The sequence below is a fragment of the Pseudoxanthomonas jiangsuensis genome, assembly GCF_010093185.1.
Lineage (GTDB): Bacteria > Pseudomonadota > Gammaproteobacteria > Xanthomonadales > Xanthomonadaceae > Pseudoxanthomonas > Pseudoxanthomonas jiangsuensis.
Genome location: NZ_PDWL01000003.1, coordinates 189,089 through 210,313 on the forward strand (window position 1 = coordinate 189,089; position 21,225 = coordinate 210,313).

Consider the following 21,225-nt stretch of genomic DNA (forward strand, 5'->3'; position numbering starts at 1 on the left):
CGGGTCCGCCACCGTTCCGGCAGCCCGCTCCTCCCGAGTCCTTCCATGTCCCTGCACAACCCCAAGGTCGGCTTCGTCAGCCTCGGCTGCCCGAAGGCGCTGGTCGATTCCGAGCGCATCCTCACCCAGCTGCGGGTCGAGGGCTACGACATCGTCCCCAGCTACGACGCCGCCGACGTGGTGGTGGTCAACACCTGCGGCTTCATCGACTCGGCCGTGGCCGAATCGCTGGACGCCATCGGCGAGGCGATGAACGAGAACGGCAAGGTGATCGTCACCGGCTGCCTGGGCAAGCGCTCGGAGCTGATCCGCGAGCAGTACCCGGACGTGCTCTCGGTCTCCGGCCCGCAAGACTACGGCAGCGTGATGGAGGCGGTGCACGCGGCGCTGCCGCCGAAGCACGACCCGTTCCTGGACCTGGTCCCGGACTATGGACTCAAGCTCACCCCGCACCACTATGCGTACCTGAAGATTTCCGAAGGCTGCAACCACCGCTGCAGCTTCTGCATCATCCCCTCGATGCGCGGCGACCTGGTCTCGCGCCCGGTGGACGAGGTGCTGCGCGAGGCCGAGCGCCTGGTCAAGGGCGGCGTGCGCGAGCTGCTGGTGGTCTCGCAGGACACCTCGGCCTACGGCGTGGACCTGAAGTACGCCGAGCGCAGCTGGCGCGGGCGCCAGTACCAGACCCGGATGAAGGCGCTGTGCGAAGGCCTGTCCGAACTCGACGCCTGGACCCGCCTGCACTACGTCTACCCGTATCCGCACGTGGACGACGTGATCCCGCTGATGGCGCAGGGCAAGGTGCTGCCGTACCTGGACATCCCGTTCCAGCACGCCAGCCCGCGCATCCTCAGGCTGATGAAGCGCCCCGGCGCGGTCGACAAGACCCTGGAACGCGTGCAGCGCTGGCGCGCGATGTGCCCGCAGCTGACCCTGCGCTCGACCTTCATCGTCGGCTTTCCGGGTGAGACCGAGGAAGAGTTCGAGGAACTGCTCGATTTCCTCGACCAGGCCCAGCTGGACCGGGTCGGCGCCTTCGCCTATTCGCCGGTGGACGGCGCGGCGGCCAATGCGCTGCCCGGCCCGGTGCCGGAAGAGGTCAAGCAGGAACGCCTGGCCCGGTTCATGGAGCGCCAGGGCGGGATCTCGGCCGCGCGCCTGGAGGCCAAGGTCGGCACGGTCCAGCGCTGCCTGGTCGACCTGCTTGACGGCGAACTGGCGATCGCCCGCTCGATGGCCGATGCGCCGGAGATCGACGGCGTGGTCCAGATCCAGGACGGCCGCGACGCCGGCCTGCAGCCGGGCGAGTTCGTCGACGTGCGGATCATGGGCAGCGACGAGCACGACCTGTACGGCGAGGTGGAGTACGCCGAAACCGCCGACGCCGCACCGCTGGGCCTGCGCCTGCTCTGAGCCGCGCAGGCCCGCTGCCGCGGTCGCGGCAACAGCACCTGGCCGCATCCGCGGCCGGTCAGGGTACTTCGCTGTGCGTCGGCCCCGAGAACGCCAGGGTCAGGCCGCCGGGCCCGATGTTCATCATCCCGGTGATGCTCATCTGCAGCACGTGCAGGGCGACCCCGGCGTTTTCGCAGGCCGCGCGCAGCGTGGCCAGCTCGGGCGTGGCATGCAGGTCCTCCAGCGGGCCGGCGTAGGACACGATCAGGTGCGGCGCATACAGGCCCGCGGCCACGCGCGCAGCGGCGAAGCCGAACAGCCGGCCCCAGGACTCGGCGCGGCCGCGATACTTGCTCACCGGGTGGGTGTCGCCGTGGTAGCCGCGGATGATCGGCTTGATGTCCAGCGCGCCGCCGAGCATCACGCTGAGCAGGTTGATGCTGCGGTCCCCACGCACGCGCGAGCGGGTGCGGGCGTAGCCCAGGTCGTCGGGCACGTAGTAGGTGTAGGTCGAATCGATGATCCGGAACAGGTCGTCGCGGATGTCCTTGGGCTGCATGTGCCGGCCGAGCATGTCGCGCACCGCCATGGCCGGGATGCCGGAGCCGGCGAACATGTTCTTGGTGTCGATCACCCGGAACTGGAACGGGCGCTTGATGTCCGCGGCCTGGCGCATGTCGCGGATGCTGGCCAGGGCCATCGCGCTGCCCTGGCTGGACGCGTCGTGGATCGGGCTGCGGCTGGCGGTGATGGTCAGGCAGTAGACCGAGTCGTAGTCCAGGCCGAAGCGCTCGATGAAGAAGCTGCGCATCTGCTCTGCATCGAGCGGCACCGATTGGCCGGCCGCGCCTTCGCCGTTGCCGTTCTCGCGCATGTAGCGGGCGCTGGCCTCGGGATCGTGCTGGTCCACGTAGGTGGACGCACCGATCCGGATCGGGATCGGGATCACCGCCACGTCCGGGTCGGCCAGGAATTCGGCCGAGACGTCGCAGGACGCGTCGATGACGATGCCGGTGCGGACCAGGCGGCGGACGTTGGAACCTTCCTCGGGAGCGGGCGGGACCACGCTCAGTTCGACGGCTGACATGTTTTCCTCCCCTGAATACATGACAGGTCGGGACGAGAACACGCGGCCCGGCCATAGGTCAAATACGCGGGAGTACGGGTGCGGCACAGCGCGGTTACGCGTTTGATTTCACGAAGATGACGCTGCACGTTCCGTGCGCCTGCGTATGCGTCGGATGCGCGAACGGCATCGCGGCTGGCGGGCGCACGGCACGGGAACAGCGTGTGCCGCGCCTCAGGCGTCGTAGCGGATGTCGACGATGGCGAAGTGCGCCGGGCCCGCGGGCAGTTCGACCGCGACCTCGTCGTCGATCCGCCGCTTCAGCAGGGCCCGCGCCAGCGGCGAATCGATGCTGATGTGGCCCAGCCCGGCATCGGTCTCGTCCGGGCCGACGATGCGGTAGTGCAAAGGCTGGCCATCGTCCACCCGCTCCAGTTGCACCCGCGCGCCGAAGAACACCGACTCCGGATCGGCGGGCCGGCCCTCGACCACCTTCAGCGCGGGAATGCGCTTGGACAGGTAGCGCACCCGCCGGTCGATCTCGCCCAGCTGCTTCTTGCGGTAGGTGTACTCGGCGTTCTCCGAGCGGTCGCCCTCGGCCGCGGCCGCGGCCAGGGCCTTGACCACTTCCGGCCGGCGCACGCGCCACAGCTCGTCCAGCTCGGCCTTGAGCCGCTCGTGGCCGGCACGGGTGATCAGGGCGGTGCTTTTCTCGGGGGGCGGACGCCAGCGGGACATGGGGATCGGATTGGAGTCAGCGCCGGCCGAAGATCCCGCCGAGGATCCCGCGCACGATCTGGTTGCCGATCTGGCCGCCGTACTTGCCGCCGGTCTTGCCTCCGACCGACTTGCCGATCGAGCTACCGACGCTGCGGCCGATCGAGCCGCCCACGTTGCGTGCGGTCTGCTTGGCCACCGATTCGACCACGCCCTGGCGGCGCTTGGTGCCGAACAGGAATTCGTTGATCTTCTGGCCGATGCCGCCTTCGCCTTCCTGCTGCGCCGGCGGGGCGTCCTGGATGCCGGGCTGGACCCGCGCAGCCAGCAACTCGGCGGCCGATTCGCGGTTGACCGCAGTGTCGTAGCGCATGCCCACCGGGCTGCCAGCGCGCACCTGGGCGCGCTCGGCCTCGGTGATCGCGCCCATCCGGCAGCGCGGCGGGGCGACCCTGGTCTGCTGCACGGGGGAGGGCACGCCGTTGTCCTGGAGGGTGGACACCAGCGCCTCGCCGGTGCCCAGCTGCGAGATCGCCGCGGCCACGTCCAGCTTCGGGTTCGGCACGAAGGTCTGGGCCGCGGTCTTGACCGCCTTCTGGTCGCGCGGGGTGTAGGCGCGCAGGGCGTGCTGCACCCGGTTGCCGAGCTGGCCGAGGACGTTGTCCGGCACGTCGTCGGGGAATTGCGAGCAGAAGTACACGCCCACGCCCTTGGAGCGGATCAGGCGCACCACCTGTTCGATCCGCTGCCTCAGCGCCGCCGGGGCGTCGTCGAACAGCAGGTGGGCTTCGTCGAACACGAAGGCCAGCTTGGGCTTCTCCAGGTCGCCCACTTCCGGCAGGGTCTCGAACAGTTCCGACAGCAGCCACAGCAGGAAGGTGGCGTACAACCGCGGCTTGAGGATCAGCTGGTCGGCGGCGAGGATGCCGATCACGCCGCGGCCGTCGTGGTTGACCCGCATGAGGTCGGCCAGCTCCAGCGCCGGCTCGCCGAAGAAGCCTTCGCCGCCGTCCTGCGACAGCCGCAAGAGGGCGCGCTGGATCGCCGCCACCGACTGCGCGCTGACCAGGCCGTACTCGGCCGAGACCGCCTTGCGCTCTTCGGCGACCAGGGCGAGCAGGGCGCGCAGGTCGTCCAGGTCGAGCAGCAGAAGGCCGCGGTCGTCGGCGAGCTTGAACACGATGTCGAGCACGCCGGACTGGGTGTCGTTCAGTTCCAGGATGCGGCCGAGCAGGGTCGGGCCCATCTCGCTGACGGTGGTGCGCACGGGGTGGCCGAGCCTGCCGTACAGGTCCCAGAACACCACCGGGCTGGCGCCGGGCGCGTAGTCGGCCACGCCGATCTCGGCGGCGCGATGCAGTACCTTCCCGCTGCCGTCGCCGGCCACGGCCAGCCCGGCCACGTCGCCCTTCACGTCGGCCATGAACACCGGCACGCCGAGCCGGGAGAAGCCTTCGGCCAGGGTCATCAGGGTCACGGTCTTGCCGGTGCCGGTAGCGCCGGCGACCAGGCCATGGCGATTGCCGTACTTCGGCAGCAGGACGACCGGGACGTCGTCGGTGAGGCCCTTGCCCAGCAGGATCGGATCCATTCGTTGCCTCGGAGGAGTGGGGTGCGGCGATTGCCGTTGCCGGCCCCGATTCTAGTGCGCTTGCCCGGCTTGCCGCGCGACGCCGGCGGCGGCTACCCTGCCGGTCGCTCCTTCGCCGATGTCGCTGATGCTCCTGCGCTTCCCGAAATTCCGGCCGCTGGCCGCGGTCCTTTTGCTGTGCTTTGTCCCGCCGGCCATGGCGCAACGGGTCTCGGCCCGCGACAAGGCCGCGTCGGAGGTCCTGGTCCAGCGCATGAGCGCGGCCGAGCAGCGTTACCGCGACGCCCTGGTGCTGGCCGCCAACGGCGACCCCAAGGGCACCAGCGAGAGCAACGCGGCGCTGGAGGACATGGAGGACGTGGTCGATGCCTGCGTCAAGCAGCGCGGCTGCCCGGTGTCGGACCTGCTGGCCACGTTCAAGCGGCTGCTCAAGGCCGAGGTCGACAGCGCCGCGCAGGTCGAGGAAGACCCGGGCGAGGACCTGCTCGACGCCGATCCGGCGCTGGCGGCCGACGTGCCGGAGGCGGTACGCGCCGCGCGCCTGATCGGCGACGACAGCCGCCACGGCTTCGACCGCATGGTCACCTTCAACCCGGCGATCCAGGCCGGCATCCGCCGCTGGTTGACCGACATGCGCCCGCAGCTGATGACCAGCTACGAGAACTACCAGACCATGCGCCACCTGATGTGGCCGGAGTTCGAGCGCCGCAACCTGCCGGAGGCCTTGCTGTTCGGGATCCTGGCCAAGGAGTCCAACGGCCGGGTGCATGCGACCTCGCGCGCCGGCGCCTCCGGGCCGATGCAGTTCATGCCGGCCACCGGACGCCGCTTCGGCCTGGGCCCGGACGGCAGCGGCTTCGACACCCGCTACGATCCGCGCAGCGCGGCCGAGGCCAGCGCCTCCTACCTCAACGAGCGCCTGCGCCAGCTCAACAACGACGTGGAGCTGTCGCTGGCCGGCTACAACGGCGGCGAGGGCCGGGCTCTGCGAGTGCACCGGGCCAGCGGCGGCACCGGCTTCTGGAACGCCTCGGTCTACGACCAGTTCCCGGCCGAGACCCGCGACTACGTGCCGATGGTGATCGCGGCGGCCTGGATCTTCCTACACCCGCGGCAGTACGGGGTGAGCTTCCCGAAGGTGGACGCGCAGCCGGCATCCCTGCGGCTGTCGCGCCCGGCCAGCATCTACGAGCTGACGATCTGCCTGGGCAACAGTGGCAACCGCGACGGCTACATGCGCGCCCTGCGCAACCTCAACCCGCGCTACGAGGCCGAGACCTGGATCCCGGCCGGCACGACCCTGGCGGCGACCACGAAGATCGCGGGCCTGTACCACCGCCATTGCGCCAGCGGCGCGCGCGCCGACCTGGCGCATGCGCTGGTGACCGCGGACGTGAACGCGGCGATCGTGCGCGACGCGCCGATGGGCAACGTGGCGGTGGGCGACCTGACCCCGGTGGCCGGGGTGGCGACGACGGTAGCTACCGGCGCGCCGCAGCCGGCCCGGCCGAAGGCGCAGCAGGCGCGCAGCTACCGGGTCGCGCGCGGCGACACCCTGGGCCGGATCGCCGACCGCCACGACTGCGAGCTGAAGGCGCTGGCCCGCGCCAACGGCCTGAAGGCGCCGGCCTATAGCCTGCGCCAGGGCCAGCAGCTGAAGCTGGAAGGCTGCAGGAAGTAGCGGCGGTTCCCTTCCTCCTGCAGGAAGGGAGGGCTCAGCCGGGGCGGTAGGCCAGCGCCTGCCCCAGCCGCACCGGCGATTCCGCTTCCAGCCCGGGCGCCAGCGCCGCCGCGCCCGGCGGCAGCAGCACGATCACGGTGGAGCCGTAGTTGAAGCGCGCCATCTCGGCGAACCGCTCCAGCACGATCCCCTTGCCGCGCCAGTCCTTGCGGGTGATCGCGTCGCCGTAGACCGGGATCTCGATCCCGCTCCAGACCGTCTCCACGCCCGAGACCAGCATCGCCCCGACCATCACGCAGGCCATCGGCCCGAAATCGGTGTCGAAGTGGCAGACCAGCCGCTCGTTGCGCGCGAACAGCCGCGGCACGTGCCGCACCGCCGCCGGGCCGACGCTGAACAGCCGTCCCGGAACGTGCACGGTCTCGCGCAGGACGCCGGTCCAGGGCATGTGCACCCGGTGGTAGTCGCGCGGCGACAGGTAGACGGTGGCGAAGCTGCCGCCACAGAACACCCGCGCGGCCTGGGCGTCGCCCAGCAGTTCGGCGGCGGTGAACGACTGGCCCTTGGCCTGGAAGATGCGGCCGTCGCTCTCGATCGGGCCGAGCTGGCTGATCCGGCCGTCGGCCGGCATCAGCAGGGCGCGCGGGTCCGGATCGGCGACGCGCGCGCCGGGCTTCAGCGACCGGGTGAAGAAGGCGTTGAAGCTGGCGTACGAGGCCGGATCCGGATCGGCGGCCTCGTCCAGGTCCACGCCGAAGCGGCGCACCACGGTGTCGATGAAGCGCCGTTTCACCCACGGGCTTTCCGAATAGGCCACGCCGCGCGCCAGCGAGGACAGCAGCCGGTGCGGCAGGGCCCAGGTCAGGGCGGTCAGCAGGCTCACGGCGCGCGCTCCGCGGCGCTCAGCCGGGCCAGGTCGTCGGCGATGGCCGCGGGCTTGAACGGCGGCCGGATCAGCCCGGCCAGGCGGCCCTGCGGATCGAGCAGGGCGATGTTGGCCGAGTGGTCGACGCTGTAGTCGTTGGGGTTCTGCTCGAAGCCCTTGCCGGGCACCTTCATGAACACGAAGCCCAGCGAGGTGGCGAACTTCTCCAGCGCCGGCACGTCGGCGGTGGCGGCCAGGGTGTCGGCATGGAAGGCGTGGGCGTACTCGCCGGCCTTGCGCGGGGTGTCGCGCTCCGGATCGACCGAGACGAACAGCACCCGCGGGCGGGTGGCCTCGGGCAGGGCCTGCCATTGCTTCTGTGCCTGGGCCAGTTCGGCCAGGGTGGTCGGGCACACGTCCGGACAGAAGGTGAAGCCGAGGAACACCAGGGTCCAGTGCCCGGCCAACTCGCCCGGCACCAGCGGGGTGCCGTCGGACTGGCGCAGGTTGAAGGCCGGCAGCTCGCGCGGCTGCGGCAGCAGGGTGGCGGTCTGCAAGGGTGGGGCGGCGGGCGCGTCGCCGCCGCCGAGGTAGTGGTGCGCGGCCAGCAGCCCCAGGCCGGCGGCGAGCGCGGCGGCGAGGATGTAGCCGGAGGTGCGGTTGAACATGGAGGAACGGTCCGGTCGGCGTTCGGGGCCGGCCATGATAGCCGCAGGCCGCGGGCGCCGCCGTCATCGGCGCCGGGGCGATGGCCTATAATTGGCGGCCGTTTCCAGACCTTGCGCCCCGGTGGCGCCGCGCGCCATGACCCACGCCGACCCGGCCACCGAGCTGCACACCATCGTCGACCTGATCCGCTACGGCGGCAGCCGCTTCAACGCGGCCGGGCTGACCTTCGGCCACAGCTACGACAACGCGATGGACGAGGCGACCCAACTGGTGCTGCATGCCCTGCACCTGCCGCACGACCTGAGCCCGGTGTACGGCCAGTCGCGCCTGACCGGCGAGGAGAAGCGGGCGATCCTGGCGCTGTTCCAGCGCCGGATCGACGAGCGGGTACCGGCGGCCTACCTGACCGGCGAGGCCTGGTTCGCCGGGCTGAGCTTCAAGTCCGATTCGCGTGCGCTGGTGCCGCGCTCGCCGATCGCCGAGCTGATCGAGAACGGCTTCGAGCCGTGGCTGGCCGGGCGCGAGGTGCGCCGCGCGTTGGACCTGTGCACCGGCTCGGGCTGTATCGCCATCGCCATGGGCCACTACAACCCGGAGTGGGACGTGGACGGGGTGGACATCAGCGACGACGCCCTGGCCTTGGCCGCGGAGAACAAGGCGCGGCTGCACGCGGACAACGTCGAGCTGGTCAAGTCGGACCTGTTCGCCGGCCTGACCGGGCGCCACTACGACCTGATCGTCACCAATCCGCCGTACGTCACCGACGACGAGACCGACGCCTTGCCGCGGGAATACTCCTACGAGCCGGAGCTGGGCCTGCGCGCGGGGCCGGACGGCCTGGACCTGGTGCTGAAGATCCTGCGCGATGCGCCGCTGCACCTGTCCCGCGACGGGCTACTGATCTGCGAGGTGGGGGAGTCCGAGCGGCACCTGGTCAAGCTGCTGCCGGAGTTGGACCTGGCCTGGATCGAGTTCAAGGTCGGGCAGATGGGCATCTTCGCGGTCGAGTGCCGCGAGCTGATCGTGCATAACGCGCGGATCGCGGAACTGGCGGCGGCGCGCGCCTGATCCCTGCAGGGAACCGGTCTTTCCTGCAAGACCGGCTCCTGCAAAGGCGCTGGGTCCCGGCGTTCGCCGGGACGACGGCAGTGGGGAAGAGCGCTGCAGAAGCCTGATGAGCGGGAGCGCCAGAAGCGGGGAACTTCACGCTCGCCGAGGCCGTCGTGCCTTGGGTATCCGGGGCAAGTGGCACAGGGACGTGCCACGGCCGCGAGTTGCGGGCAGGATGCCCGCCCGAGCGGTGCGCCGGATACCCAAGGCACGGCGGCCCCCTCCGAAGCCAGCGCTTCAATCAGCGGCAGCCCGCCCCAAGCCCATGCCTTTGCTTTTCCCCAGGCCCATGCCAGCGCGACCGTTACCCGGGCAACATTTCCGCGCACCCTGACGCGCTGCAGCACACCCCGCCGATATGCGATCCTTGCGCGTCTCCCATCCGGATTCCCTGCGCGGGGCGCGTCTTGAGCAGCAACACCTTCGGCAAGCTCCTGTCGGTCACCACCTTCGGCGAATCGCACGGCCCGGCCATCGGCTGCGTGATCGACGGCTGCCCGCCGGGGCTGGAGATCGCGCCGGAGGAGTTCGCCCACGACCTGCAGCGCCGCGCCACCGGCAAGTCGCGCCACACCTCGGCCCGGCGCGAGGCCGACGAGGTCGAGATACTGTCCGGCGTATACGAGGGCCGCACCACCGGCACCCCGATCGCCCTGCTGGTCCGCAACACCGACCAGCGCAGCAAGGACTACGCGAACATCGCCGCGCAGTTCCGCCCGGGCCACGCCGACTACAGCTACTGGCAGAAGTACGGCATCCGCGACCCGCGCGGCGGCGGTCGCAGCTCGGCCCGCGAGACCACCATGCGGGTGGCCGCGGCGGTGATCGCCAAGAAGTGGCTGCGGCAGCGCTACGGTGTGACCGTGCGCGGCTTCATGGCCCAGATCGGCGACGTCACCCCGGCCGGTTTCGACTGGCAGGCGGTGGAGGACAACCCGTTCTTCTGGCCGCACGCGCCGCAGGTGGCCGAACTCGAGAACTACATGGACGCCCTGCGCAAGTCCGGCGATTCGGTCGGCGCGCGGGTGACCGTGGTCGCCGACGGCGTGCCGCCGGGCTGGGGCGAGCCGATCTACGGCAAGCTCGACGGCGAGCTCGCCGCGGCGCTGATGAGCATCAACGCGGTCAAGGGCGTGGAGATCGGCGACGGCTTCGCGTCCGTCGCGCAGAAGGGCACCCAGCACCGCGACCTGATCGCGCCCGAGGGCTTCGCCAGCAACCACGCCGGCGGCATCCTCGGCGGCATCTCCACCGGCCAGCAGGTGGTGGCCTCGATCGCGCTCAAGCCGACCTCCAGCCTGCGCCTGCCCGGGCCGACCGTGGACGTGCACGGCGCGCCGGTCGAGGTGGTCACCACCGGCCGCCACGATCCCTGCGTCGGCATCCGCGCCACTCCGATCGCCGAGGCGATGGTCGCGCTGGTGCTGATGGACCAGGCCCTGCGCCACCGCGCCCAGTGTGGCGACGTCGGCACGGTCGACCCGCGGATCCCGGCCGGCGCCGGCGCGCTCGGCGGGGGGCAGGGCTAGCGACCATGGCCGCCGCGCGTCCCCGCGTCTGGGTGTCGCAGCCGCTGTTCGACGACATCGTCGACCAGCTGGCGGCGCATTGCGACGTGGACGCCGCGGCGCAGGTCGTGCAGTACGATGCCGCGGCGATCGCCGCGGCCTTGCGCGACGCCGACGGCGCCCTGGTCACCCTCAATGAGCGCATCGGCGCGACCGAGCTGGCCGCCGCGCCGCGGCTGCGCGCGATCGCCAACGTCGGGGTCGGCTACAACAACCTGGACATCGCCGCGCTGGACGCGGCCGGGGTGGTGGCGACCAACACCCCCGACGTGCTCACCGAGACCACCGCCGACCTCGGCTTCGCCCTGCTGATGGCGGCCGCGCGCCGGATCGGTGAATCCGAGCGCTGGCTGCGCGAGGGACATTGGCGGCAGTGGTCGTTCTCGACCATGCTCGGCGCCGACGTCCACGGCAGCACCCTGGGCATCCTCGGCATGGGCCGGATCGGCCAGGCCATCGCCCGCCGCGGCCACCACGGCTTCGGCATGAAGGTGCTGTACCACAACCGTTCGCGCCTGCCGGAGGCGGTCGAGCGCGAGGTCGGCGCGCGCTACGTGGACTTCGACGCCCTGCTGGCGCAGGCCGACCACCTGCTGCTGGTGCTGCCGTATTCGCCGGCCTCGCACCACATCATCGGCGCCGCCGCTTTGGCGAAGATGAAGCCCGGCGCCACCCTGGTGAACATCGCCCGCGGCGGCCTGGTCGACGAGCTCGCCCTGGCCGATGCGCTGGCCAACGGCCGCCTGGCCGCCGCCGGCCTGGACGTGTACGAAGGCGAGCCGGACGTGCGCCCGGAACTGCTGGCCTTGCGCAACGTCGTGCTGACCCCGCACATCGGCAGCGCCTCGCAGGCCACCCGGCGGGCGATGGTCCAGCTGGCGGTGGACAACCTCGCCGCCGCGCTCGGCTTCGGCCCGCAGGCCGGTCGGCCGTCGAACCCGGTGACCGCGAAGCAGACCACCGCCATTACCACCACCGGTGCGATTGCCGGCGCGGGCAAAGCCGCGACCGGCAAACGACCGGGAACCTCCGCCTGAGCCCGCCGGGCCACGGCACCCAGGAGGGAGGTTCCCCGAACCCGGTCCACGCGCGCCGCCGCCGCGCATGAATTCCCCGCGATTCCTCCGACATTCCAGTACCCGAGAGAGCCACACCATGAGCAATGCAGAACGTCGTTTCACCGTCGCCGTCGTCGGCGCCACCGGCGCGGTCGGCGAGACCATGCTGAACATCCTGGCCGAGCGCCAGTTCCCGGTCGGGCAGATCGTGGCGCTGGCCTCCGAGCGCTCGGCCGGCGGCGAGGTCGAGTTCGCCGGCCGCAAGGTCAAGGTCCAGGACCTGGCCACGTTCGATCCGACCGGCGTGGACATCGCCCTGTTCTCGGCCGGCGGCGGCGTGTCCAAGGAGTACGGGCCGAAGTTCGCCGCGGCAGGCGCGGTGGTGATCGACAACTCCTCGGCCTTCCGCTACGACGACGACGTGCCGCTGGTGGTGAGCGAGGTCAACCCCGAGGCGGCGAAGAACCGCCCGCGCGGGATCATCGCCAACCCGAACTGCTCGACCATGCAGATGCTGGTGGCGCTGGCGCCGCTGCACCGCGAGTACGGGATCGAGCGGATCAACGTGGCCACCTACCAGTCGGTGTCCGGCGCGGGCCGTTCGGCGCTGGAGGAGCTGGGCCGGCAGACCGCCAACATCCTCAACTTCCAGGACGCCGACCCGCAGCGCTTCCCTTTGCAGATCGCCTTCAACCTGATCCCGCACATCGACGACTTCCAGGAAAACGGCTTCACCAAGGAGGAGATGAAGCTGGTGTGGGAGACCCGCAAGATCCTGGGCGACGACAGCATCCAGGTGAACCCGACCGCGGTGCGGGTGCCGGTGTTCTACGGCCATTCGGAGGCCGTCGCGATCGAGACGAAGAAGAAGGTGACCCCGGAGGCGGCGCGCGAACTGCTTGAGCGCTCGCCGGGCATCGAGGTGGTGGACGAGCGCAAGGCCGGCGGCTATCCGACCCCGGTGACACACGCCTCCGGAAACGACGCGGTGTACGTGGGCCGGATCCGCGAGGACATCTCGCACCCGCGCGGCCTGAACCTGTGGATCGTGTCGGACAATATCCGCAAGGGCGCCGCGCTGAACGCGGTCCAGCTGGCCGAGCTGGTGGTCAACGGTGGCTGATCCGGCCGGCGGGGTCGCAGGCAGTTGCGGACGGCGCGCGGGTTCTGCCCGCGCGCCGTCTGCGTTTGCCGCCCTCGTGTAGGCCCCGGCGAACCCGCTATAGTGCGCCGCATGACGAAGAGGGGACGGGGCGCCTTGCGCCCGTGGCAATGGTTGCTGGCGGTCGTGCTGTCGCTGCTCAGCAGCGGCGCGATGGCGCTCGGCCTGGGCCAGATCCGGGTGCTGTCGGCGCCAGGCCAGCCGCTGCTCGCCGAGATCCCGATCATCTCCAACGAGCCGGGCGAACTGGAGAACGCGCGCGCCCGGCTGGCTTCGCCGGAGACCTTCGCCCGCGTGGGCCTGCAGCCGCCGGCCGGCCTGGTCCGCGACCTGCAGTTCGAGATCGCCGCCGACGCCCAGGGCCGGGCCGTGGTCCGGGTCACCAGCGAAGCGCCAGTGGACGTGCCGGCGGTCGCCTTCCTGATCGAGGTCGACTGGGGCCAGGGCCGGCTGGTGCGCGAGTACTCGGCGCTGGTGGCCGCGCCGCAGACGGCCGCGGCGATCGAGGCCCCGGCGATCCAGACCCCGCAGGCCGCACCTTCCGACGCGATCGTGCGCGAGCCGGCGCCGGCGGTGGCCGAAGCACCGGTGCCGCCGGAACCCGCGGATTCCACCGCGTCCGCCAGGCCTGTGCCGCCGGCACCGCCCGCGCCTCCAGTCGCCCCCACGCCGCCGCCGCAGGCCAGCGCCGCGGCGGGCGAAGTGCTGGCCACGGTCCGGCGCGGACAGACCTTGTCCGGGATCGCGGCGGGCATGGACCGCCAGGGCCACAGCCTGGACCAGGCGATGCTGGCCCTGCTCAATGCCAATCCCGAGGCCTTCATCGGCGGCAACATCCACCGCGTGCGCAGCGGCGCCGTGCTGCGGATGCCGGCGACGGCGGACTTCTCGCAGGCCGATGCCGCCACCGCCGCGGCCCTGGTCCGCGAGCAGACCGCGCAGTGGCGCCAGGCCTCGCGTCCGGTGCAGCAGCCGGCCGATGCAGGAACCGCAGCGGCGACAGCGGCGCCGACCGCCACCGCCGCCGCGACACCCACCGCGGCGGTGGCCTCCGGGGCGCGGCTGGAGATCGCACCGGCGGCCGCGGCGGCCGGTACCCAGGCAACGGAATCCGGGCTCGGCACCGGTGGTGAGGGCGACATGCTGGCGAACGAATCCCTGCGGCAGGCCCAGGAAGACCTGGCCGCGCGCGACTCGGAACTGCAGGAACTGCGCAGCCGGGTCGAGGAACTGGAGAAGCTGCAGCAGCAGCAGCTCAAGCTGATCGAGATGAAGGACAGCGAGCTGGCCACCGCGCAGCAGCGTCTGGCCCAGGTCCAGCAGTCCGGCCCCGCCGAAGCGGCCGGGGCCGGCGCGCCTTCGTGGCTGTGGGCCGGGTTGGGCCTGTTGCTGGCCGCCGCCGTGGTCTGGTGGTGGGCGCGGCGGCCCAAGCCCCTGCCGATCCCGACCGCGCGTTCCGGCGGCTGGGACGCGGCCTCGCTGGCGGCCGCGGTACCGGCCGTCGCGGTGCCGGCCGATCCGGCGGTTGCGGCCGACGGTCTCGAGGACGCACACCACGCCTATGCCGAACCGGTGGACGAGGTCGCTCCGGCCACCGGCGTGCCCGCCTGGCATACCGACGCCGCCCCGGCGCCGGGCCTGGGCCCGCTGAATCCGGCCCCCGCCGGCCGCGAGCGCCTGGAACTGGCGATCGCCTACCTGGACCTGGGCGACGTGGAGACCGCGCGCACCCTGCTGCACGAGGTCGCGGTCGGCCACGACCCCGCCGCGCGCGACGAGGCGGCGCAGCTGCTGCGCGAGATCGGCTGAGCGGCAGGACGGGCAGGGCGGCAGGCATGCGCTACGCGCTCGGCGTCGAATACGACGGCGGCGGCTTCCAGGGCTGGCAGGGCCTGGGGCCCTCCGGTCCGCCGACCGTGCAGGCCGCGCTCGAACGGGCGCTGACCTCGGTCGCCGACCAGGCCATCACCGTCAGCTGCGCCGGCCGCACCGACGCCGGCGTGCATGCCGAATGCCAGGTGGTGCATTTCGACAGCACCGCCGCCCGCGACCCGCGCGCCTGGACCCTGGGCGTGAGCGGGCGGCTGCCGCCGACGGTGTGCGTGCGCTGGTGCGTGCCGGTGGCCGACGACTTCCATGCCCGCTTCTCCGCACGCGCGCGTCGCTACCGCTACCGCCTGGTCAACCGCCAGGTGCGCCCGGCGCTGTACCGCAACCTGATGGCCTGGGAGCGCCGGCCGCTGGATGCCGAGGCCATGCACCGCGCCGCCCAGGTCCTGGTCGGCGAGAACGACTTCGGCGCCTTCCGCACCGTGCACTGCCAGGCCCCGCATGCGCGCCGCAACCTGCACGAGATCCTGGTCCGCCGGGTCGGCGAGACGGTCGAGATCGAGGTCCAGGCCAACGCCTTCCTCCACCACATGGTCCGCAACATCGTCGGCTCCCTGCTGGAAGTGGGCGCCGGCGCCCGGGACGAGGGCTGGATCGCGCGCCTGCTGGCCGGCCGCGACCGCACCCTGGCCGGGCCGACCGCGCCGCCGCAGGGGCTGGTGTTCCTGCGCCCGCTGTATCCCCCAGAATGGGGCCTCCCGCCGGAGGTGAACCTGTGACCCGCACCCTGTACCGCACCCGGATCAAGTTCTGCGGCATGACCCGCCCGGGCGACGTGCGCCTGGCCGGCGAACTGGGGGTGGACGCGGTGGGCTTCGTGTTCGCCGCCGGCAGCCCGCGCCGGGTGACCGCGGCCGAGGCGCGCCAGCTGCGCCTGGCGATGGCGCCGATGGTCAGCGCCGTGGCCCTGTTCCGCGACAACCCGGTCGAGGAGGTGCGCGAGGTGGTGCGCCAAGTGCGCCCGGCCCTGCTGCAGTTCCACGGCGACGAGGACGACGCGTTCTGCCGCACCTTCCGAGTGCCGTACATGAAGGCGGTGCCGATGGGCGGCGACGCCCAGTGGGACGCCCGCACCCTGCAGCAGAACTGGCCGAACGCGGCCGGCTTCCTGTTCGACAGCCACGGCAAGGGCGGCGCCGGCGGCACCGGCCACGCCTTCGACTGGAGCCGGATTCCCACCGGCCTGCACCGGCCGTTCGTGCTGGCCGGCGGGATCACCGCCGACAACGTCCACGACGCGATCCTGTCGACCCTGCCGTGGGCGGTGGACGTGGCCAGCGGGATCGAGGCCTCGCCCGGGATCAAGGACGGCGAGAAGATGCGCCGCCTCGTCGCTGAAGTACGCAAGGCCGACTGCGCCGAGATCGACTAGCGCCGGTTGACGCCATGGCGCGACCCTCCCGCTCCGTGTAGGAGCCGGTCTCGCCGGCGCCATCATCCCGGCCGACGCGCGCAGAACCCGATTCAGGCGCTGCGCCTGCCCTCCGGCAACGGCGCCTCCGCCAACCGCAGCAGCATCCTCCTGGTCTGCGCGTCGCAGGCGCGGAACGCCGCCAGCAGCCGGCGCTCGGCCGGGTCATGGACGAACTCGGCCTCCGCGGCCGGCACGTCTTCGTCCGCAGCTTCGTAGCCGATCCCGCCGCGCCCGGTGGCCAGCCATTCGAAGCGCACCGCGGTGATCCGCGCCAGCTGCTCCAGCCGCGAGGTGGCGGGCAGGGCGCCCACCGAGCATTCCCAGTTGGCGACCGCGCCGCGGCTGATGCCGAGCTGCCGGGCCAGCGCTTCCTGCGAGAGCCGGGCGCGCTGGCGGGCGATCCGGATCCTTACCGAAAGTTGCATTTCAACTTCCCCTCTGCCTGTCCTGTGCAGTCGAGTGAGCGTAGCCCTCGCGCCCGCGGACGTGCAACTTCGCCACGAATGCAAGCGATATTGACGGTGATTCGTACAGTTGCGCTTGCAGGCGGTAAACCGGCCTTGCCGCATGGGATGCGGCGCAGGGCATGCAAGCGGTATTGGCGGCTGATGACGCGGTACCAATCTTGATGGCTGCCGTTCCCGTAGTGAATATCGGCCTGCCGCGGCTTCAGCTGCGGAATCGGACACGGCATTGGCCAAGCGCAGGAAGGCATGACCGAAACACTGTTCCGCAGGGAAGTGATTGAAGCACGGCGCACGGGCTGGCTCGGCGCGATATCGCTGGCCCAGCCGCTGCGGTTGTGGCTGCTCACCCTGCTCGCCGTGCTGGCGGCGCTGGCCATCGGTACGTTTCTGGTCCTGGGCACCTACACCCGCCGCTCCACAGTCACTGGCCAACTCGTGCCCACCCAGGGCCTGGCGACGGTCCTCGCGCCCGCCACAGGTGTCGTCGGCCGGCTTGATGCCAGCGAAGGCGAGCGCGTCGACGCCGGCCAGGCCCTGGCGGTGGTGACGGTGCCGCGCGCCACTCCGGCCGCCGGCGACACCCAGGCCGCGCTGGAATCGCGCCTGGCCCAGCGCCAGGCCGGCCTGCAATCGATGCAGGACGCCCAGCAGCAACAATTGCAGGCCCAGGCCGAAGGCCTGGGCGCGCAACTGGCCTCGGCCCGGCGTGAACTGGCCCAGGCCGAGGCCGAGGTCTTTACCCGCCAGGAACAGGCGCGCATCGCCCGGGAAACACTCGACCGCCTGCGCCAGCTGCAGGACAACAGGTACGTGAGCCTGCTGCAGATCAAGCAGCAGGAGTCGGCCGCGCTCGAGTACGCAGGGCAAGCGCAGGCCCTGCAACGCCAAACGACGGCGGCGCGCCGCGCCATCGCCCAGTTGGAGCAGGCCCTGCGCGAACTGCCCGGCCAACAGCAGGCCGTGGCCGCCACCCTGCAGCGCGACCTGGCCTCGCTGGAACAGGAGCGGGTGCAGACCCAGGCCCAGGGCGCGCTGGCGGTGAGCGCTCCGGTGGGTGGTGTGGTGGCCACCCAGTTGGTCAAGCCTGGGCAGGCGGTGCAGGCCGGCCAGCCCCTGCTGAGCCTGCTGCCGGGCGACGGCAGGCTGGAAGCCGAACTCCTGGTGCCCAGTCGCGCGATCGGTTTCATCGAGCCGGGCGACAGCGTGCTGCTGCGCTACCAGGCCTATCCGTACCAGAAGTTCGGCCACCAGCGCGGCACGGTGGAGCGGATCAGCCGCAGCGCGCTGAGCAGCGGCGAACTGGGCGCGCTGATCGGCAGTGTCCAGCAGGGCGAGCCGTTCTACCGGGTGACGGTGGCGCTGGCCGAGCAGGCGGTGGTCGCCTACGGCAGGCCCGAGCCGCTCAAGCCGGGGATGCTGCTGGATGCGGACATCCTGGGGGAGCGGCGGCGGCTGGTCGAATGGATCTTCGAGCCGTTGTATTCGATCAAGGGGAAGGTCGGTAATGGCTGACTTTCACTGGAGGGCGAAGATTGCCGGGGTGTCCTGGCTCCAGGGCGCGGGATGCGCGCCATATCAAAAGCAGGAGAAATCCACAATGCTAGTTATTGAAGATCGCTATATCAAAGAGGTATTTGGGGGAGTTCATCCTGGCGAGAACAATGAGACGTGCACTCCTGATCCGTTTCAAAACTTGATTCCGAGTTTTCCGGGTCAGCAAAGTCCTTCAAAGGAATCGTCGGATCTGCAAAAGTAGTTGGGGTCTATCGGTGCCAGTGATCGATATTGAGATTAATAGGGGGCGCCCAACCATACAATCCTGATGTGCCTGATCAAGATGTGCTGAAGTGAAATGCAATCGCACTGCTCTTGGCTGCGAACTTGTCGCGCAGGGGAGCTTGCGAATATTTGAAACATCAGATTAAGGAGAAAGGCATGAAGGTTCTGGAAGAAGCAGATGTGTGCATGGTGTCCGGTGGCGGTGAGGGGCTGCGCGAACAGGTAGCTGATGCATGCAAGGGTCAACCCGATTCGGCGAATGTAACCGTGACTGTGTCTTCATCCGGCAACATCGGTGGGGCATTCGGCAAAGTCCTTGGTGGTGCAGAAGCTTCCGACAGCATGAGCATCACCGTTAATTGTGGTGAGTTCCGCGAGGAGCAAGCTAAAAAGAATTCGAACTAACTATAAGGAGAGCCTGAAATGCGCGCTATGAATGGTGGGGAGGTTGTTCTCGTATGCGGTGGAAATGATCAGCTCAATAGCAAGGTGGCTTCGGCATGTGAAGGGCAGCCCGACTCTGCCGTGGTGACTGTATCCATTTCCGTTAGTGCCAACGCCGGGATCGGAGGTATAGGCGGAGGGCGTGATGTCACCATTACGAAGGAGGTGGAGGTAAACTGTGGGGACTTTCGAGCTGAACAGGCTAAGAAGACCAATTGATGCATTTCCATAAGGTTCCAAGGCCCCGCCGGATTGGCGGGGTCTCCATGATTGTCATGGTTTTGCTCTCTAGCATCCAAGCGAGGGGGGCGGCAATGGATCATATTGACCATCACATCGATAAATCCGTTTGGACCCAAGTTGCGGATCCGAATGGCGCATTGATTATTTTTGGTTATCGCCGCGGAATGGATGTGTGCGGAAAGAATCTGTCGGCACAGGCAGTGCTGGCCCTCGAGTCGAATGAGGATGCTGTTTTCGGGACCGCTTGTGATAGAAGGATCGTCATCGTGCGGGATATTTCCACGCCGGATGGACGCCTTGACCGGAGTGCAGTGGCGGCCCATGAGGCGTTCCACTCCGCTGTGCAGTACGCGCTTCTGAGGCCGCGTCTAGACTTGGTGGGTTTTCCTGGATATCCCGAAGGAAGATATCTGGATCTTATCGAGGCTAGGTCAAGGGTTCTCATGCATGCCATCAGGAGTGGGAACCAGCCGGCGGTTTGCTCAGCCTTGCAACAGATCAGGTCTTTGCCGGAGATGGTGCGCGACTACTTCCTGTACAGGAGCTACTGGGAATGGCCAGCCGAACACTACATGCGCCACTCGGTGCTCGCGGGGCTTAGTTGGGAGGAATACTTGGCACGTCGTAAGGCCTGGAGTGAGGGGCGGGGCAATCCACTCTACGAATTGGGCGTTGCTGCGCTGGATCAAGTGGAAGCCACGCGGGGACGTGAGTCCTGGCAGAAGGACTACATGGGCGGGGAGGCGCCGATCAACATGATTGCCGTCGTCAACGGGTGCGAACCGGTCCTGAATCCGAGCATTTTGGTCGATATAAAGGCCGTCGACATATTCTCGGAGTGAGGTTGATGTGTCTGCGGAGGGTTGATGATCCGTTCATCGGTAAGTTATGACATGCGTGAACTGACTGCCCAAGAGTTCGAAGAGGTCGCTGGTGGCCCGGGTCCCCTCGTCTACCTCGTCGGTGCGGCCATCGTCGCCGCCGGTTCGGCGATCGGTGGCTACCTGGCAGGCAGCAGCTCCTCGAACTCGGGCTCCGCGGCGAACGGAGCGAGTGTGAACTGCCCCGACGGCACCGCACCGAAGGTCAGTGCCACTGAGGCGACCTGTGTGAAGGTCGAGTAACTGGTACGTTGTCCCACCCCGGCCGACTCGGCCGAGGGTGGGATTCCCGGGCGCGCTTGGTTGGGTCGAATAAACAGATGCGGATAGCCATTTTCCTGCTGGCCATCGTGGGTATCTTCGTGACGGCGTTTTTCGCCGGACGCGAGGGATGGTTGCGGAGCGGAGGCGATGAGAAGCACGCCGACCGCAACCCGTTCCAGTTCACCTGGGAGTCGCGGGGAGAGGGGGGGCGGTGGATACTGGCTGTCGAGCCGGGCCAGTTCGAGTCGTTCCTGCTGGTCAAGCGGCTGTCGCCCGCCTTCGAGGGCCTGTCGCCGCCGATGATCATCTCCTCAAGCGACGACAAGATGTTCGCGTCGGCGGTGTTCGATGAGGTGGTAGGCATCAGCACGGCCACCGTGTCCTCGTATGCCCGGTTGGCGGAGGAGCGTCATCCTGACGGCCGGCATGCGCTGCAGTTCCCGCTGGGGGGGTGCGGCGAGGTGGTGCAGGCCGACGGCCAGGTCGAAGCCGGGAGCCGGCCTACCCATGCCGCTGCCGAGGGGATGATCCATGCCGTGGACCTGAAGGCGGGCAAGGGCACGCCGGTGGTGGCCGCGCTGCCTGGGCAGGTGGTGTTCGTGGAGGATCGCTACTCCGATGCCGGTGGATACCAAGCGGGCAAGGAGCGGTTGGACAACCGCGTCGTGATCCTGCACGACGACGGCACCGAAGCCGTGTACGCGCACCTGATGCAGGGTTCGGTCCTGGTCCTCGAAGGCGACCGGGTTCCGGCCGGCAAGCGGTTGGCCAGCGTCGGCAACTCCGGCTTCTCGCAGAATCCGCACCTGCACTTCCACGTCGGCGGATTGAATAGGGCCGGCTACCACACCCTGCCGGTCGATTTCCTCGTCGATGGCGCGCCGATGGCCCCGGTCGTCGGCCAGTCCCATTGCGCCCGATCCGGCGGATAGGCCGCGGCATGCGCAAGCTCTCCCTCGCG

The 21,225-nt window shown here is 69.7% G+C and carries 20 protein-coding genes; 14 read left to right on the forward strand and 6 right to left on the reverse strand.

Translation table 11 applies throughout. The annotated features are described in order from the left end of the window. Positions 1–45 precede the first annotated feature (45 nt). Positions 46–1,413, forward strand: coding sequence for a 30S ribosomal protein S12 methylthiotransferase RimO (gene rimO / locus CSC62_RS03405; protein ID WP_162404756.1), 1,368 nt, complete (start codon positions 46–48; stop codon positions 1,411–1,413). A gap of 58 nt (positions 1,414–1,471) precedes the next feature. On the opposite strand, the gene CSC62_RS03410 is transcribed toward rimO, so the two are convergent. From CSC62_RS03410 to CSC62_RS03420, 3 genes are all read right to left on the reverse strand, one after another. Then, positions 1,472–2,482 (reverse strand): DegV family protein, encoded by a 1,011-nt coding sequence (locus CSC62_RS03410; RefSeq protein ID WP_246194154.1) that lies wholly within the window; start codon positions 2,480–2,482, stop codon positions 1,472–1,474. Between the two features lie 213 nt (positions 2,483–2,695). Next, positions 2,696–3,199, reverse strand: coding sequence for a transcription elongation factor GreB (greB, locus tag CSC62_RS03415; RefSeq protein WP_162404758.1), 504 nt, complete (start codon positions 3,197–3,199; stop codon positions 2,696–2,698). A 16-nt stretch (positions 3,200–3,215) separates the two neighbouring features. Beyond that, positions 3,216–4,769 (reverse strand): helicase HerA-like domain-containing protein, encoded by a 1,554-nt coding sequence (locus tag CSC62_RS03420; protein ID WP_162404759.1) that lies wholly within the window; start codon positions 4,767–4,769, stop codon positions 3,216–3,218. A 127-nt stretch (positions 4,770–4,896) separates the two neighbouring features. Between CSC62_RS03420 and CSC62_RS03425 the strand changes: the two genes are divergently transcribed. After that, positions 4,897–6,450: a transglycosylase SLT domain-containing protein gene (locus tag CSC62_RS03425; RefSeq protein WP_162404760.1), complete on the forward strand. Its 1,554-nt coding sequence runs from the start codon at positions 4,897–4,899 to the stop codon at positions 6,448–6,450. Between the two features lie 34 nt (positions 6,451–6,484). Here the strand turns inward: CSC62_RS03425 and asd are convergent, their stop codons facing one another. Beyond that, complete coding sequence (gene asd / locus CSC62_RS03430) at positions 6,485–7,333, reverse strand: archaetidylserine decarboxylase (protein WP_162404761.1); 849 nt, start codon at positions 7,331–7,333, stop codon at positions 6,485–6,487. Then, positions 7,330–7,983: an SCO family protein gene (locus CSC62_RS03435; RefSeq protein WP_162404762.1), complete on the reverse strand. Its 654-nt coding sequence runs from the start codon at positions 7,981–7,983 to the stop codon at positions 7,330–7,332. Before CSC62_RS03435 ends, asd begins: the two co-directional genes overlap by 4 nt. A 136-nt stretch (positions 7,984–8,119) precedes the next feature. On the opposite strand from CSC62_RS03435, the gene prmB reads away from it, so the two are divergent. From prmB to CSC62_RS03470, 7 genes are all read left to right on the forward strand, one after another. Further along, the gene (gene prmB, locus CSC62_RS03440; protein WP_162404763.1) at positions 8,120–9,052 is read left to right on the forward strand and encodes a 50S ribosomal protein L3 N(5)-glutamine methyltransferase; all 933 of its coding nucleotides are present in this window, start codon (positions 8,120–8,122) and stop codon (positions 9,050–9,052) included. Between the two features lie 449 nt (positions 9,053–9,501). Then, complete coding sequence (gene aroC, locus CSC62_RS03445; protein WP_162404764.1) at positions 9,502–10,623, forward strand: chorismate synthase; 1,122 nt, start codon at positions 9,502–9,504, stop codon at positions 10,621–10,623. A 5-nt stretch (positions 10,624–10,628) separates the two neighbouring features. Next, a complete protein-coding gene (locus tag CSC62_RS03450) occupies positions 10,629–11,699 on the forward strand; it encodes a 2-hydroxyacid dehydrogenase (protein WP_162404765.1) in 1,071 nt (356 codons plus the stop codon). A gap of 118 nt (positions 11,700–11,817) precedes the next feature. Further along, positions 11,818–12,843 (forward strand): aspartate-semialdehyde dehydrogenase, encoded by a 1,026-nt coding sequence (locus CSC62_RS03455; RefSeq protein WP_162404766.1) that lies wholly within the window; start codon positions 11,818–11,820, stop codon positions 12,841–12,843. Between the two features lie 111 nt (positions 12,844–12,954). After that, a complete protein-coding gene (locus CSC62_RS03460) occupies positions 12,955–14,691 on the forward strand; it encodes a FimV/HubP family polar landmark protein (protein ID WP_162404767.1) in 1,737 nt (578 codons plus the stop codon). Between the two features lie 26 nt (positions 14,692–14,717). Continuing rightward, the gene (truA, locus tag CSC62_RS03465) at positions 14,718–15,491 is read left to right on the forward strand and encodes a tRNA pseudouridine(38-40) synthase TruA (protein ID WP_162404768.1); all 774 of its coding nucleotides are present in this window, start codon (positions 14,718–14,720) and stop codon (positions 15,489–15,491) included. Further along, positions 15,488–16,144, forward strand: a complete 657-nt coding sequence (locus tag CSC62_RS03470; protein WP_162404769.1) for a phosphoribosylanthranilate isomerase — start codon at positions 15,488–15,490, stop codon at positions 16,142–16,144. The genes truA and CSC62_RS03470 overlap by 4 nt, the downstream gene beginning before the upstream one ends. A gap of 92 nt (positions 16,145–16,236) precedes the next feature. Here the strand turns inward: CSC62_RS03470 and CSC62_RS03475 are convergent, their stop codons facing one another. Further along, positions 16,237–16,611, reverse strand: a complete 375-nt coding sequence (locus CSC62_RS03475) for a helix-turn-helix domain-containing protein (RefSeq protein ID WP_162404770.1) — start codon at positions 16,609–16,611, stop codon at positions 16,237–16,239. Between the two features lie 288 nt (positions 16,612–16,899). Here CSC62_RS03475 and CSC62_RS03480 point away from each other — a divergent pair, with 288 nt between their 5' ends. From CSC62_RS03480 to CSC62_RS03500, 5 genes are all read left to right on the forward strand, one after another. Further along, a complete protein-coding gene (locus tag CSC62_RS03480) occupies positions 16,900–18,165 on the forward strand; it encodes an HlyD family secretion protein (RefSeq protein WP_162404771.1) in 1,266 nt (421 codons plus the stop codon). Between the two features lie 423 nt (positions 18,166–18,588). Then, on the forward strand, positions 18,589–18,837 hold the full coding sequence (locus tag CSC62_RS03485) for a hypothetical protein (protein ID WP_162404772.1): 249 nt from the start codon (positions 18,589–18,591) through the stop codon (positions 18,835–18,837). Positions 18,838–19,190: 353 nt separating this feature from the next. Next, positions 19,191–19,961, forward strand: coding sequence for a hypothetical protein (locus tag CSC62_RS03490; RefSeq protein WP_162404773.1), 771 nt, complete (start codon positions 19,191–19,193; stop codon positions 19,959–19,961). Between the two features lie 24 nt (positions 19,962–19,985). Further along, entirely contained in the window at positions 19,986–20,243 is a 258-nt protein-coding gene (locus CSC62_RS03495; RefSeq protein WP_162404774.1) for a class IIb bacteriocin, lactobin A/cerein 7B family, read from the forward strand. A 77-nt stretch (positions 20,244–20,320) separates the two neighbouring features. Next, positions 20,321–21,196 (forward strand): M23 family metallopeptidase, encoded by an 876-nt coding sequence (locus CSC62_RS03500; protein ID WP_162404775.1) that lies wholly within the window; start codon positions 20,321–20,323, stop codon positions 21,194–21,196. Positions 21,197–21,225 lie beyond the last annotated feature (29 nt).